Origin of the sequence: Pseudomonas sp. NFACC14, from assembly GCF_900106885.1 — a bacterium.
GTDB lineage: Bacteria > Pseudomonadota > Gammaproteobacteria > Pseudomonadales > Pseudomonadaceae > Aquipseudomonas > Aquipseudomonas fluorescens_AA.
Map to the genome: position 1 here is coordinate 86,080 of NZ_FNOA01000023.1, position 15,153 is coordinate 101,232.

Consider the following 15,153-nt stretch of genomic DNA (forward strand, 5'->3'; position numbering starts at 1 on the left):
CCGACAAGGACCCATCATGCCCCTCTCACTCCTGATCCTGGCCCTGAGCGCCTTCGCCATCGGCACCACCGAGTTCGTCATCATGGGCCTGTTGCCAGACGTGGCGGCCGACCTGGGCGTGTCGATTCCCGGCGCCGGCTGGCTGGTGACCGGCTACGCCCTGGGCGTGGCCATCGGTGCACCGTTCATGGCCCTGGCCACCGCCCGGCTGCCCCGCAAGGCCGCCCTGGTGGCGTTGATGGGGATTTTCATCGTCGGCAACCTGCTCTGCGCCATCGCCAGCGACTACAACGTGCTGATGTTCGCCCGGGTGGTCACGGCCCTGTGCCACGGCGCGTTCTTCGGTATCGGTTCGGTGGTGGCCGCCGGCCTGGTGGCGCCCAACAAGCGCGCCTCGGCCGTGGCCCTGATGTTCACCGGCCTGACCCTGGCCAACGTGCTCGGCGTACCGCTGGGCACCGCACTGGGCCAGGAAGCCGGCTGGCGCTCGACCTTCTGGGCCGTGACTGTCATCGGCGTGGTGGCACTGATCGGCCTGATCCGCTTCCTGCCGGCCAAGCGCGATGAAGAAAGACTCGACATGCGCTCGGAACTGGTAGCGCTCAAAGGCGCCGGCCTGTGGCTGTCCCTGAGCATGACCGCGCTGTTCTCCGCGTCGGTGTTCACCCTGTTCACCTACGTCGCCCCGTTGCTGGGCGAAGTGACCGGCGTGTCGCCCCGTGGCGTGACCTGGACCCTGGTGCTGATCGGCCTGGGCCTGACCCTGGGCAACATCATCGGCGGCAAGCTGGCGGACAAGAGCCTGGCGAACACCCTGATGGGCGTCTTCCTCACCATGGCCGTGGTGTCCACCGTACTGAGCTGGACCAGCGTGGCGCTGATCCCCAGTGAAATCACCCTGTTCCTCTGGGCCACCGCCTGCTTCGCTGCCGTGCCGGCCCTGCAAGTCAACGTGGTGACCTTTGGCAAAGATGCACCCAACCTGGTGTCCACCCTGAACATCGGCGCCTTCAACATCGGCAACGCCCTGGGCGCCTGGGTCGGCGGCAGCGTCATCGACCATGGCCTGGGCCTGACCTCCGTGCCCCTGGCCGCCGGCGCGCTGGCCGTGCTGGCGCTGCTGGTCACCCTGATCACTTTCCGCCAGGGCGGGAATGCCGACCTGGCCCCGGCCACTCATTGATTAACCCTTCCACTTTCGAGGTTGTATTTTCATGGCGACTATTTTCGACCCTATCAAACTCGGCGACATCGAGCTGAAGAACCGCATCATCATGGCTCCACTCACCCGCTGCCGCGCCGACGCAGGCCGCGTCCCCAATGCGTTGATGGCCGAGTACTACGTGCAACGCGCCTCCGCCGGCCTGATCCTCAGCGAAGCCACTTCCGTCACGCCGATGGGCGTAGGCTACCCGGACACCCCGGGCATCTGGTCCAACGACCAGGTGCGCGGCTGGGCCAATATCACCAAGGCGATCCACGGCGCCGGCGGCAAGATCTTCCTGCAACTGTGGCACGTGGGCCGGATCTCCCATCCGTCGTACCTCAATGGCGAAACCCCGGTGGCGCCTAGCGCGATCCAGCCCAAAGGCCACGTGAGCCTGGTCCGTCCGCTGGCCGACTACCCGACGCCGCGCGCCCTGGAAACCGCTGAAATCGCCGACATTGTCGACGCCTACCGCGTCGGTGCCGAGAATGCCAAGGCCGCGGGTTTCGACGGCGTGGAAATCCATGGCGCCAACGGCTACCTGCTCGACCAGTTCCTGCAAAGCAGCACCAACCAGCGCACCGACCAGTACGGCGGCTCCCTGGAAAACCGTGCCCGCCTGCTGCTGGAAGTGACCGACGCAGCCATTGAGGTCTGGGGTGCCGGCCGAGTGGGCGTGCACCTGGCGCCTCGGGCGGACTCCCATGACATGGGCGACGAAAACCGTCTGGAGACGTTCAGCTACGTGGCCCGTGAACTGGGCAAGCGCGGCATCGCCTTCATCTGCTCCCGTGAGAAAGAAGGCGATGACAGCATCGGTCCGCAACTCAAGCAAGCCTTCGGCGGCCCGTACATCATCAACGAACGTTTCACCAAAGACAGCGCCAACGCCTGGCTGGCGGCAGGCAAGGCTGACGCGGTCGCGTTCGGGGTTCCGTTCATTGCCAACCCGGACTTGCCGGCACGCCTGAAGGCCAATGCACCGTTGAACGAGCCGCATCCTGAAACTTTCTATGGGAAAGGCCCAGTGGGGTACATTGATTACCCCGTGATGTAAGCCCGCACCAGCCGCTGTATAAAAAAGCCCCGACTCGAAAGAGCCGGGGCTTTTTTATACTTGCAAAACTTCAGCCGCGCGCAACAACCGCGAACAGCAACATTAAATAACAAGGCAACTTTCATCCGACATGGATTCAATCATGCAACGGCGCTAATAATAACGCTCGAACGCACCATCCACTGAATACAAGGATTGAAACTTACAGCTCATCCAACCCCACACTAAGAACTTAGACACTCCAGCAACACCCACTAACCAGACACCATCAGTTTGCAGGCGAACGCCAGCGAGCCGTGTATTTATGAGAGATACCTCACCATGAACACCCTGAAAAACTTCATTATCGCCCTCCTGCTGGGCCCCGCCATGGTTGCCCAGAGCCAGGCCAATACCGAAGTGACCGTGGAGATCGCCAACAACACCCGCGGCACACTGAAAATGAACAACCTGCTAACCGACCCACCCCAGGCCGAGGATTTTTCCTTGAGCGCCCATGACATCGATCCGAAATCAACTTACAGATTCCATATCGAGCACTTCAGGGATTACACCTACCCCGGACCTGGCTGGCGCCCGACATTAAAAAAAGTCAAACCTGTCGAACTGGTCCTTAATTATGAAATGAGCCATTTCAACTTTGAATGTCAAATGCACACCCGCTTGCAAATCTCCATCGTGCCTGGCGCTTTGGAACCCAGCTACAAGCCGACCTGGAAGAGCAACACGACTTACACTGGCAATGGCGAATACACATGCCGGTCGGAAATTTCCCGGAAGATGCTTGAGCCACCCTTCAACTACACCGTTCGCCTCATTATCGAACCAGGGCGGTGAGCCTGCGGCCACGCCAAGACGTTGACATGAGCCGACGGTTCTCCTGCAAGCTGACTCCGTGGGGATCGGGAGCCGACGGAGTCGCTGCCGGTCACGAAACAAATCCCCTACAAAATTTGTTCATGATTGCCTTTCAACCACGACAGCATTCAGTTTATAAAAGCTATTTCGAACACTTGTCATGAAACAAGCCGAAGCAATTACGCATTTTGTTTCATTTGCGCAGGCTAGGGCTCAGGCGCAGCATATCCAGCCCGATATCCACCCAGCGCTCAGCCTCACCGGCCAGGGGGAAGCTATCGGGGGCCAGCAGCCACTGATAAAGGATACCGTCGACATAGGCATGCAGGGCAATCGCCGCCCTTTCCGGTTCCAGGTCCGCCGGTAGCTGGCCGCGATTCATCGCATTGCGCAACGACAAGGCAATACGCACATTACAGTCGAGACTGACTTGGCGCCGCTGCTGGCGCAGATCGCACATTTCATCGGTGAATTCACACTTATGGAACAGAATCTCATTAATGCGTCGGGTCTTCGGGTCCAGGGCAACTTGTTGAAACAATTGCACCAGCAGCTTGCGCGTACAGCCCAGCGGGTCAAGCTCCTCTTCATTCTCACTGGCCCGGGCCAGGTCATCGAGCGGCTCATGCAAGGTATCGAGCATGGCCTGGAGCAGGTCCGCCTTGTTGCTGAAATGCCAATAGATGGCACCGCGCGTCACGCCGGCCAGCGTCGCGATATCCGCCAGAGTGGTGCGGGCCACGCCTCGCTCGAAGAACGCCTTTTCGGCCGCTTCGACTATCTGGCTGCGAGTCTCCTGGGCTTCCTCTTTGGTACGACGGACCATGGCAGTAAACACCTCAATCAGGATTGCGTCAGCAATGCGTAAGAATCAGCAGAACAGAATATGGGGCGACGTCGCTTGAAGCGCGCCCCCGATCTACCCGTGCCCTTTGTCAGGCTTTTGTAAATCCGGATATTACGCAATTTGGCTGTTTACAAACAACCGTGTACGTAAGTATATTTCTTAGCATCCTACTAATTGAATTACTGCTGCTTTTTACCTTCCACCTTCGAGTGCGCCCCTTGCGCGCCTGGACCCGAGGATTTCCATGCAATTCAAGCCAGCTGTTACTGCTCTGGTTACTGCCATCGCCCTGGCATCGCTGCTCAGCGGATGCAAAAAGGAAGAGGCTGCCCCTGCAGCGCCCCCTCCTCAGGTCGGCGTCGTAACCCTCAAGACCCAGCCCTTCACCTTGACCTCGGAACTGCCGGGCCGCACCAGCGCGTTCCGCGTCGCCGAAGTACGGCCACAGGTCAACGGCATCATTCTCAAGCGCCTGTTCAAGGAAGGCGCCGACGTCAAGGCCGGCCAGCAGCTGTACCAGATCGACCCTGCGGTCTACGAAGCGACCCTCAAGAGCGCCGAGGCCAACCTGCGCTCCACCAAGTCGATTGCCGACCGCTATAAGCAGCTGGTGGATGAACAGGCGGTGAGCCGTCAGGAATACGATACCGCCGTGGCCAATCGCCTGGAATCGGAAGCCAACCTGCAGACTGCCCAGATCAATGTGCGCTACACCAAGGTCTACGCACCGATTTCCGGTCGCATCGGCCGCTCCTCGGTCACCGAGGGTGCGCTGGTGAGCAACGGCCAGACTGATGCCCTGGCAACCATTCAGCAACTGGACCCGATCTATGTCGACGTGACGCAGAGCTCGGTCGAGCTGCTGCAACTGCGCCGCGAACTGGAAAGCGGCCGTTTGCAAAAGGCCGGCGAGAACGCGGCCATGGTCAAGCTGACCCTGGAAGACGGCAGCCAGTATCCGCACGAAGGCAAGTTGGAATTCTCTGAAGTGTCGGTTGACCAGACCACCGGCTCCGTGACTTTGCGCGCCGTTTTCCCCAATCCTGATCACACCCTGCTGCCGGGCATGTTCGTCCACGCGCAATTGCAGGCCGGCGTGAACAGCGCGGCGATCCTGGCACCGCAGCAAGGCGTGACCCGCGACCTCAAGGGCACTCCAACCGCCCTGGTGGTGGGCGCGGACAACAAGGTCGAGCTGCGCCAGCTCAAGGCCAGCCGCACCGTCGGCAGCCAGTGGCTGATCGAAGACGGGCTCAAGGCCGGCGATCGCCTGATCACCGAAGGGTTGCAGTTCGTCCGCCCTGGCGTGGTGGTCAACGCCACCGAAGCCACCAACGTTGGCACCAAGAACCCGGCCCCCGCAAAGGCAGCTGATAAAGCCGCCGGCGGCAAAGGGGAGTAAACCATGTCGAAATTTTTTATCGACCGTCCGATTTTCGCCTGGGTGATCGCCCTGGTGATCATGCTGGTCGGGGCCCTTTCGATCCTCAAGTTGCCGATCAACCAGTACCCGAGCATCGCGCCGCCGGCCATTGCGATTCAAGTGACCTACCCGGGTGCGTCCGCGCAAACCGTGCAGGACACCGTGGTGCAGGTGATCGAACAGCAGCTCAACGGTATCGACAACCTGCGTTATGTGTCCTCGGAAAGTAACTCCGACGGCAGCATGACCATCACCGCGACCTTCGAGCAGGGCACCAACTCCGATACCGCCCAGGTCCAGGTCCAGAACAAGCTGAACCTGGCCACCCCATTGCTGCCGCAAGAAGTGCAGCAACAGGGCATCCGCGTCACCAAGTCAGTGCGAAACTTCCTGATGGTGATCGGCGTGGTGTCGCGTGACGGCAGCATGACCCGGGAAGACCTGTCCAACTACATCGTGTCCAACATGCAGGACCCGATCTCGCGCACTGCCGGTGTCGGTGACTTCCAGGTCTTCGGCGCCCAGTACGCGATGCGGATCTGGCTCGACCCGGCCAAGCTGAACAACTTCAACCTGACCCCGGTGGATGTGAGCACGGCCATTTCCGCGCAGAACGTCCAGATCGCGTCCGGCCAGCTCGGCGGCCTGCCTGCCATGCCCGGCCAGCAACTGAACGCCACCATCATCGGCAAGACCCGCCTGCAGACCGCCGAGCAGTTCAAGGCCATCTTGCTCAAGGTCAATCCGGACGGCTCGCAAGTGCGTGTCGGCGATGTGGCGGATGTCGCCCTCGGCGGTGAAAACTACAGCATCAACGCCCAGTTCAACGGTGCCCCGGCTTCCGGCCTGGCGGTGAGGCTCGCCACCGGCGCCAACGCCCTCGACACGGCCAAGGCCCTGCGCAAGACCGTTGACGACCTCAAGCCATTCTTCCCGCAAGGCCTGGAAGTGGTGTTCCCGTACGACACCACCCCGGTGGTGAGCGAGTCGATCAAGGGCGTGGTCGAGACCCTGGTCGAAGCGGTCGTGCTGGTGTTCCTGGTGATGTTCCTGTTCCTGCAGAACTTCCGCGCCACCATCATCACCACGATGACCGTGCCGGTGGTACTGCTGGGCACCTTCGGGATCCTCGCGGCATTCGGCTTCAGCATCAACACCCTGACCATGTTCGGCATGGTACTGGCCATCGGCTTGCTGGTGGACGACGCCATCGTCGTGGTGGAAAACGTCGAACGGGTGATGAGCGAAGAAGGCCTGTCGCCCAAGGAAGCCACCAAGAAATCCATGGGGCAGATCCAGGGGGCCCTGGTGGGTATCGCCCTGGTGCTCTCGGCGGTACTGCTGCCGATGGCGTTCTTCGGCGGTTCCACCGGTGTGATCTACAAGCAGTTCTCCATCACCATCGTCTCGGCCATGGCCCTGTCGGTACTGGTGGCACTGATCTTCACCCCTGCCCTGTGCGCCACCATGCTCAAGGCCATTCCGAAAGGCGAGCACGGCACGCCAAAACGTGGCTTCTTCGGCTGGTTCAACCGCAGCTTCGACCGTGGCGTCAGGAGCTACGAACGTGGCGTGGGCAACATGCTCAAGCACAAGGCCCCGTACCTGTTGGCCTACGTGATCATCGTGGTCGGCATGGTCTGGCTGTTCACCCGCATCCCGACGGCGTTCCTGCCGGAAGAAGACCAGGGCGTGTTGTTTGCCCAGGTACAGACACCGGCCGGCTCCAGTGCCGAGCGCACCCAAGTGGTGGTGGACAACATGCGCGAATTCCTGCTGCGCCCCAGCAAGGACGGTGGCGAAGGCGACGGTGTGGCCTCGGTGTTCACCGTGACCGGCTTCAACTTCGCCGGTCGTGGCCAAAGCTCGGGCCTGGCATTCATCATGCTCAAGCCGTGGGAAGAGCGTAACGCTGACAACACCGTGTTCAAGATCGCTGGCCGCGCCCAGCAACACTTCTTCACCTTCCGCGACGCCATGGTGTTCGCCTTCGCCCCGCCAGCGGTGATGGAACTGGGTAACGCCACCGGTTTCGACGTGTTCCTGCAGGACCGTGCCGGCATCGGCCACGACAAGCTGATGGAAGCCCGTAACCAGTTCCTCGGCATGGCGTCCCAGAGCAAGGTGCTGGCCCAGGTACGTCCGAACGGTCTGAACGACGAACCGCAATACCAGTTGGAAATCGATGACGAGAAGGCCAGCGCGCTGGGCATCACGCTCTCGGAGATCAACAACACCCTGTCGATTGCACTGGGCAGTAACTACGTGAACGACTTCATCGACCGTGGTCGGGTGAAGCGGGTGTATGTCCAGGGCCAGCCGAACTCGCGCATGAGCCCCGAGGACCTGAAGAAGTGGTACGTACGCAACAGCGCCGGGACCATGGTGCCGTTCTCTGCGTTCGCCAAGGGCGAGTGGGTCTACGGCTCGCCGAAACTGGCGCGTTACAACGGCGTGGAAGCGATGGAGATCCTCGGGACCCCGGCACCGGGTTATTCCACCGGTGAAGCCATGGCCGAAGTCGAAGCCATCGCCAAGAAGCTGCCGGCCGGCGTGGGTATTTCCTGGACGGGCCTGTCCTATGAGGAACGCCTGTCGGGTTCCCAGGCGCCGGCGTTGTATGCCTTGTCGCTGCTGATGGTGTTCCTGTGCCTGGCGGCGCTGTATGAAAGCTGGTCGATTCCGATCGCGGTCATGCTCGTGGTGCCACTGGGGATCATCGGTGCCTTGATGGCCACCAGCTTGCGCGGCCTGTCCAACGATGTGTACTTCCAGGTGGGCCTGTTGACAACCATCGGCCTGGCGGCGAAAAACGCCATTCTGATCGTGGAATTCGCCAAGGAACTCCACGAACAAGGGCGAACGCTGGTGGAAGCCGCCGTCGAAGCCTGTAGGATGCGTCTGCGGCCGATTATCATGACCTCGCTGGCGTTCGTCCTCGGCGTGGTCCCGCTGGCGATTTCCACCGGCGCCGGCTCGGGCAGCCAGCACGCCATTGGTACCGGTGTGATCGGCGGCATGTTGACGGCTACCATCCTGGCGATTTTCTGGGTGCCCTTGTTCTTCGTGACCGTGTCGTCGATAGGTCGCCGCAAAAATGCGGACCAGGACGATACTCCTGAAACTTCTAAAGAGGCTGGCCAATGAGCAAGTCGCTCCTCTCCCTGACCATCGCCGCCGTCGTGCTCAGCGGTTGCTCGCTGATCCCCGACTATCAGCGGCCCGAAGCACCGGTGGCGGCGCAGTACCCGCAAGGGCCGGCCTACGAGGCAGCCAAGGCGCCCGGCCAGGCCGCCGCCGAGCAAGGCTGGAAGCAGTTTTTCCATGACCCGGCGTTGCAACAGCTGATCCAGGTCGCCCTGGAAAACAACCGCGACCTGCGCGTCGCGGCGCTGAACATCGATGCCTACGCCGCGCAGTACCGCATCCAGCGCGCTGACCTGTTTCCGGCGGTCTCGGCCACCGGTGCCGGCAGCCGCCAGCGGGTACCGGCACGGGCTTCGCAAACCGGTGAAGCGTCCATCAGCAGTTCCTACTCGGCCACCCTGGGCATCAGCGCCTATGAACTGGACCTGTTCGGTCGGGTCCGTAGCCTGAGCGAGCAAGCGTTGCAAAGCTACTTCGCCACCGAAGAAGCCCGTCGCAGCACCCAGATCAGCCTGGTGGCCAACGTCGCCAATGCCTACCTGACCTGGCAGGCCGACAAGGAACTGCTCAAGCTGACCCAGGACACCCTCGGGGCCTATGAGCAAAGCTTCAAGCTGACCTCGCGCAGCGCCGAAGTCGGCGTGGCCTCGGCCCTGGACCTGAGCCAGGCGCGTACCGCTGTGGAAAACGCCCGTGTGCAACTGGCCCGCTACACCCGCCAGGTCGCCCAGGACGAAAACAGCCTGACCCTGCTGCTGGGCACCGGCCTGCCGGCCAACCTGAACTCGCAACCGTTGAGCGATGACCTGCTCAGCGAAGTGCCGGCCGGGCTGCCGTCGGACCTGCTGCAACGTCGTCCGGACATCCTACAGGCCGAACGCAACCTGCTGGCCGCCAACGCCAGCATCGGCGCCGCGCGGGCCGCGTTCTTCCCGAGCATCAGCCTGACGGCCAACGCCGGCACCTTGAGCCCGGACCTGTCCGGCCTGTTCAAGGGTGGTTCGGGCACCTGGTCCTTCGCACCGCAAATCAACCTGCCGATCTTCAACGCCGGCAGCCTGCGGGCAAGCCTGGACTACGCCAAGATCCAGAAAGACATCAACGTCGCGCAGTACGAGAAGTCGATTCAGACAGCGTTCCAGGAAGTCTCCGACGGCCTGGCCGCGCGCCAGACCTACAACGAACAGTTGCAGGCCCAGACCGACTTCGTCGCCGCCAACCAGGACTACTACCGCCTGGCCGAGCGTCGCTACCGCATCGGCGTCGACAGCAACCTGACCTTCCTCGATGCCCAGCGCCAGTTGTTCAGCGCCCAACAGTCGCTGATCACTGACCGCCTTGCGCAACTGACCAGCGAGGTCAATTTGTACAAGGCACTGGGTGGTGGTTGGAACGCCGAGACGGGCAAGAACGAACCGGTGAAAGAAGAAGCGCCGAAGATGAAGTTGTTCTGATTGACGCTTGACTGCAGAAACACGAAGCCCACCGAAAGGTGGGCTTTTTTGTTTTAAGGACCCCACCCGTGGCAAAGGGATTCATCCCCGCTCAAGTGCAAAGCACTCGCATAGCTTGTGCCCCCAGGAAAATCCAGAGGGTTGCTTAGAGACGACGCTGCGCTGCGTCGTAAACTTCCTTGTCTCGCCGAGCACCGACGGCCACGATCAACACCTGAATTGCCTTCCCATCGACTCTATAAACGATACGCGTATCACCTGTTCGAATTCTTCGACATCCAGCCAGGCTGGCCCTGAGCGGCTGACCGGTTTTGTCCGGCTCTCCCCTGACAATCCGCTCTTCAATGACATCAAGGATACGGTTCGCCGCTGCCGCCCCCAACTGATCCAGATCGTCCTGAACCTCCGGATGGTAGATAACCCCCCAAACCATTCACCCCTCCTTCAGTCGTTTTTGGCGTACCGCGCTCGCATAGCCTCATGACTGATGGCCTTGGCCTGATCAAAATTGATCAGCCGCTCGCGAGCTGTCGCTTCGACGCGAAGGTTTTCCAGTTCATCAAGCATTTCCTGATAGGCATCGACATTAATAATCACGGCTGCCGGCTCATTGTCCTTGAAAATAACCAGTCTTTCGGTTGCGCGACTCGAGACCTCCTTGAGCTTCGCGCTGAAGCTCCTGACCATTGCGGTAACGGATACCGCCTGATCAGCCCGTTCCAATAGCGCGGCCATAACCAACCTCCCAGCACATTAAATTACACATATTTATACATACCTTTATGCGTAAAGTGTTGCGCTTAAACAAGCACAAATCAAGTTAAAAAAACAGCTCCCGACCGGTTGCGCACTCTACAGATCTTCCCCCACACAAAAGCACCCGCTGCCGCCAGGCACCGTTTTTCGACTAGGCACAATCCCCTCGCCACAATAAGACTCAACCTGCTAACGCGGGTCGACGATATCCAGCGCTCGATTGGCCAACAACTCACTCAGCTCGATCATCTGCGCCACGCCGAGCGCGACATGCCGCCGCGAGCCCTCCAACTCGAACGCCAGGTCACTGACCATGGCATTGGCCGAGGCCAGGGTTTCGCTGAGATTGGCCAGGAGACACTCGGTGTCGATGGTATCGATGACGGTGAAGACTTGTGTTGAGGTTTTGGGTTTGGGATCAGGGTGGGTGCCCAGATGGTAATCGAGTGCTCGGTCTGCGGCCTCTTGGAGCTTTTCTGGATCGGGGTCGTTGTAGGGGAAGGTGCTCTCTGATGGCGAATAAGGATGATGTTTTTTCATAACGGCGCTCCTGCATCAATTGAAGCCCCAGACGTGGGTCCGGGCGCTGGCGCCTAACGAATTCGGCGGGCTTGCAGTCCCGGTCGCTGGATTGGCAGCGACACGTACAAGCTAGAGATACCGCTTCCGAGCAGCAACCTTAAAACCTCGTCGGAAAATTCGCCGCGTCTGTCAGACCACCGCAAACTTTCCCCACACTTTAAATAAGTGCTCAGATAGGGATGACGAAAAGAGTTACAAGAAAAAACGACTGAGGCGTAAGACGTTCTGACAACCATCAAGAATTTTCCGACGAGCTTTTAAGGTTGTCCCTCGGAACATGCAGAACTAGTTTATTAAGGCCTACCTACTTCTACTTCAATGCCAGGAAGGCTTATGCAGAACCCTAAAAGGCCACCTCTACAAATTGAACTGCCTCCAACGATCATAAAACCCGAGCAGCCATCACCGCATCCGCCACTATCCACGCAATCACCCGGATATATTTCGAGACCCTTACCGTGGAGCGGAACAGTCGTCGACATTTCTGAAATTCAGAATTTCTTCAAGAAAAAAAATATTAAATCTGAATCCTTGACTATGGCGGTGGTCGTCACCATCGCTACCCAACAAGATAATTTAGAAAAATCCTACAATTCCTATATAGGACTTCTAAAAGCAAAACTTGACCATGAAATAGGCATGGCTATTGGAGTAGGCAAGGGAATACACGTTCTCGAAAAAGAGGCTATTGATCAACTCATCGCACATAAACGAAGCGAGCTGCAGAGCAATTTGGCTGCCGCCGCCACTTTCTTTGCAAGAGACCCACTCCACAAAAGCATCAAGAAAAATGCAGTTGATTTCGTAAACATACTTCAAGGCAGCAGAGAGCCATCGACGGACATTTACAACAGATGGTTACGGTCCATCACCGCAGCTTACACGGCGAAGGTCCTGACCGAAGAAATCAGAATTCTGAATGAAAAGTTACAAGCAATGACCTCTGCTCGTGCAACGATTGATGCCGCAAAACAGAAAAATTTTCAGGAGCGCATCGATACGTTATCTAACCAACAGGGATTCACGCATTCTTTCGCTTCAGGCCAGCAAAGTCTCAATCCATCTATCACTACGAATCGACATAACGACGTAGTTCTGTCTATGGAAACACGGAACGATCTTGAAGAGATATTCAACGCACATCCGCCTCAACCTTATAAAAGCAACATAGAAGAACGAATTAGGTTCGACCATCTTCCCTCCAGCCCCCACAGCACTCACCTCCCTGAATCGCCTACCAGACAGCATATCGACGTTTTGACGAGGGAGATCAATAACCATCAAGCTCGTGTGCCTTGGTTGCATGCGGGGCGACTCAATCGCGAATCTGATCTTGCCAAAGCCAATCAATTCCATATAGCTGGAGCTGTGGCTACTGCCCGACCGATGATCGTTACATCAGCCGGAACGATTGCGGCGGTTGAAGGCGCAGCTTTAGATTTGGGCAGAGCCATTCAACTTGCACTTGCATCGCTGGCCGATGTTTTAGCAGGCACAGCGTCTGGATTTTTTGTAGGAGTTGCAGCACTGATCTATTCGCCTAAGTTGGCGAACGGCGAATTACCGCAACGGTTTTACTTTAGTACGCCACTTTCAGACCTGGCCCCATTGCAAGACAGCGATCTGCAGATCATACCTACTACTGACCAAACAATTGACTTACCTGTACGCCTCAGCTCCAGAGATACAGTAGATGGTCAGTCAGAACTTCTCGTGATCAAAGCCGAAGGTATACCCAATCTTCCCAAAGTCAGGGTAGTGGCGGCTACCTATGATGCTCAGCAAAATATTTACACCGCCACGGTTGGAAACTCACCCTCAACAACCTTGACCTGGACCCCTGTTGTAGTACCAGGAAACGGCTCCACGACACTTCCCACTGAACCACCTTCGCCGCTTATTCATACAGGAGCTTCCGTAACGCCCGTTGAGGGAAGAATCGACTCATTTCCAGAGATAGCCGAAAGCAGTTTTGATGACTATGTTTTTGTTTTTCCAATCGACTCAGGTTTGCCGCCTCTGTACGTTATGTTCAGAGATCGGAGAGAGGACCCCGGGGTTTCGTGGGGTATAGGAGCCCCCGTTTTCGGGATTTGGTTGGATGCGGCATCACAAGGGGAAGGAGCACCTATTCCATTACAGATTGCGCGAAAGCTAAGAGGCAAAGAGTTTAGAAGCTTCAAAAAGTTTAGAGAAAGCTTCTGGAAAGCCGTAGCTGATGATCCGTCGCTTTCACGACAATTTAATCGACACAACCTGAAGCGAATGAAAAGAGGGTTAGCAGCCTTCCCTAACAAACCTGAACGAGTAGGAGGTCGTATTAGGTATGAACTGCACCACAAACAGTACATCTCCCATGGAGGTGAGGTTTATCATATTGACAACATTTACGTAATGACACCTAAGCGTCACATTGAAACTCATAAGGAGCAAAAATAATGAGCATATCAATAGCTGAAATGACTGAGTCAGAGTTCTTAGCATTCGTTGTAAAAATCTGCAATGTGGATTACCCGTCAGATGAAGCGCATACAGCTGCTGCGCTAGAGTTTGAGCGAATTACAGAACATCCTTCTGGCATAGATCTAATTTATTACCCGGAAGATGGCAAAGACAGCCCAGAAGAAATAGTGAGCAAGGTAAAAACCTGGCGTGCCGCCAACGGAAAGCCAGGATTCAAGCAACCTTGATCCTTGGAACATATCACTCCTTCTACCGCTGAAGTCAGCCGTAGAAGGGGCTCTCTGACGTGCCCTCGCTGAACGCATCGACGCCTCCGCGACCAGACTCGCTCCCACAATGGGATCGGAGTACGACCGGCAGAGCCAGGTCGGCTATAAGGCCGCCTCGCGGTGGACGTTGATCTCGGCGCCCCGTTAACCACAATGGCCGAACGCAGGTATTGCGCAGTGGGCATCCCGGCATGGATGCCGGGATAGCCGCGCTGGGCCATGAATGGCCATTCGCGGCGCATGCCGAGCCTAAGCGAGGCACCGAGTGGTGGGGCAAAAAGCGTTTTGCTTACTTTTCGCCGGGCCGCGCAGGTTTCTCAAAAGTGAGCCGCCGTCAGGGCGGAACCCTAAGTAGCCGTTACCGCAGAAATGGATATGTACTCGATCCGCAAGAGAGAGGCCAGGCGTAAGGTCGCCATCGCGAGCAAGCTCGCTCCCACAGGAAATTGCGTCCATCCAATCGATTATTTTGCTGTTCGATAATCGCCCAAAACCCGCAAACGGCAATTGAACCGAGGCCGGGCGCCCCTTCAACATCCCTCGCACAAAACCAATAACAACAGGTTCGACGCCATGCCCCTACGCCCCGCCTCGCCCGGCTGATCCCCGATCGCCCTGGACACCCCTGGCTCCACCCTTACCGCCCGCACTTCAAAACGTGCGGCAACGACCCGCTTCGTCCACAAAAAATAGAGACCACGCCCATGAAGCCCTCACAGCACTTGTTCCCCAGCCTCATTGCCGTCGCCCTGACCAGTACCGCCCTGCCCGTCCTGGCGGCGGAATCGGGTTTTGTCGAAGACGCCAAGGCCACGCTGAACCTGCGTAACTTCTATTTCAACCGCAACTTCACCAACCCGAACAACGCCCAGGGCAAGGCCGAGGAATGGACCCAGAGCTTCATCCTCGACGCCAAATCCGGCTTCACCCAGGGCGTGGTCGGTTTCGGCGTGGACATATTGGGGATGTACTCGGTGAAACTCGACGGCGGCCGTGGCACCGCGGGTACGCAGTTGCTGCCGGTGCATGACGACGGTCGTCCTGCCGATGATTTCGGTCGTCTGGGCGTGGCCCTGAAGGCCAAGGTGTC

General features: G+C 58.4%; 13 protein-coding genes. 9 read left to right on the top strand and 4 right to left on the bottom strand.

All coding sequences use genetic code 11. From position 1 onward, the window contains the following. The first annotated feature begins 16 nt into the window (after window positions 1-16). The 3 genes from BLU85_RS25305 to BLU85_RS25315 all read left to right on the top strand — a co-directional run bounded on the left by BLU85_RS25305 (window position 17) and on the right by BLU85_RS25315 (window position 3,101). The gene (locus BLU85_RS25305; RefSeq protein WP_092204382.1) at window positions 17-1,183 is read left to right on the top strand and encodes an MFS transporter; all 1,167 of its coding nucleotides are present in this window, start codon (window positions 17-19) and stop codon (window positions 1,181-1,183) included. 31 nt (window positions 1,184-1,214) lie between these two features. Further along, window positions 1,215-2,264: an alkene reductase gene (locus tag BLU85_RS25310; protein WP_092204381.1), complete on the top strand. Its 1,050-nt coding sequence runs from the start codon at window positions 1,215-1,217 to the stop codon at window positions 2,262-2,264. A gap of 321 nt (window positions 2,265-2,585) precedes the next feature. Beyond that, on the top strand, window positions 2,586-3,101 hold the full coding sequence (locus BLU85_RS25315) for a hypothetical protein (protein WP_092204380.1): 516 nt from the start codon (window positions 2,586-2,588) through the stop codon (window positions 3,099-3,101). 214 nt (window positions 3,102-3,315) lie between these two features. Here the strand turns inward: BLU85_RS25315 and BLU85_RS25320 are convergent, their stop codons facing one another. Continuing rightward, window positions 3,316-3,948, bottom strand: coding sequence for a TetR family transcriptional regulator (locus BLU85_RS25320; protein ID WP_060738814.1), 633 nt, complete (start codon window positions 3,946-3,948; stop codon window positions 3,316-3,318). Between the two features lie 265 nt (window positions 3,949-4,213). On the opposite strand from BLU85_RS25320, the gene BLU85_RS25325 reads away from it, so the two are divergent. From BLU85_RS25325 to adeC, 3 genes are read left to right on the top strand one after another with little or no spacing between them, the layout of a single operon-like run. Continuing rightward, complete coding sequence (locus tag BLU85_RS25325) at window positions 4,214-5,371, top strand: efflux RND transporter periplasmic adaptor subunit (RefSeq protein ID WP_092204379.1); 1,158 nt, start codon at window positions 4,214-4,216, stop codon at window positions 5,369-5,371. A 3-nt stretch (window positions 5,372-5,374) separates the two neighbouring features. Next, a complete protein-coding gene (gene emhB, locus BLU85_RS25330; RefSeq protein WP_092204378.1) occupies window positions 5,375-8,539 on the top strand; it encodes an efflux RND transporter permease subunit EmhB in 3,165 nt (1,054 codons plus the stop codon). After that, window positions 8,536-9,993, top strand: coding sequence for an AdeC/AdeK/OprM family multidrug efflux complex outer membrane factor (gene adeC / locus BLU85_RS25335; protein ID WP_092204377.1), 1,458 nt, complete (start codon window positions 8,536-8,538; stop codon window positions 9,991-9,993). The genes emhB and adeC overlap by 4 nt, the downstream gene beginning before the upstream one ends. Before the next feature lie 145 nt (window positions 9,994-10,138). Here adeC and BLU85_RS25340 read toward each other — a convergent pair whose 3' ends face one another. The 3 genes from BLU85_RS25340 to BLU85_RS25350 form a co-directional block, all read right to left on the bottom strand. After that, window positions 10,139-10,426, bottom strand: a complete 288-nt coding sequence (locus BLU85_RS25340; RefSeq protein ID WP_063322588.1) for a type II toxin-antitoxin system RelE family toxin — start codon at window positions 10,424-10,426, stop codon at window positions 10,139-10,141. An 11-nt stretch (window positions 10,427-10,437) separates the two neighbouring features. After that, the gene (locus BLU85_RS25345) at window positions 10,438-10,728 is read right to left on the bottom strand and encodes a Phd-YefM (RefSeq protein WP_092204376.1); all 291 of its coding nucleotides are present in this window, start codon (window positions 10,726-10,728) and stop codon (window positions 10,438-10,440) included. Between the two features lie 210 nt (window positions 10,729-10,938). Further along, window positions 10,939-11,289, bottom strand: a complete 351-nt coding sequence (locus BLU85_RS25350; RefSeq protein WP_092204375.1) for a DUF6124 family protein — start codon at window positions 11,287-11,289, stop codon at window positions 10,939-10,941. 375 nt (window positions 11,290-11,664) lie between these two features. Here BLU85_RS25350 and BLU85_RS25355 point away from each other — a divergent pair, with 375 nt between their 5' ends. The 3 genes from BLU85_RS25355 to BLU85_RS25365 all read left to right on the top strand — a co-directional run. Further along, window positions 11,665-13,770 (top strand): S-type pyocin domain-containing protein, encoded by a 2,106-nt coding sequence (locus tag BLU85_RS25355; protein WP_170847646.1) that lies wholly within the window; start codon window positions 11,665-11,667, stop codon window positions 13,768-13,770. Next, window positions 13,770-14,021 carry a bacteriocin immunity protein gene (locus BLU85_RS25360; protein ID WP_092204373.1) on the top strand — a complete coding sequence of 84 codons (252 nt, stop codon included), beginning with the start codon at window positions 13,770-13,772 and terminating at the stop codon, window positions 14,019-14,021. The genes BLU85_RS25355 and BLU85_RS25360 overlap by 1 nt, the downstream gene beginning before the upstream one ends. A gap of 746 nt (window positions 14,022-14,767) precedes the next feature. Next, a partial coding sequence (locus tag BLU85_RS25365) for an OprD family outer membrane porin (RefSeq protein ID WP_139212815.1) occupies window positions 14,768-15,153 on the top strand: 386 nt, incomplete at its 3' end.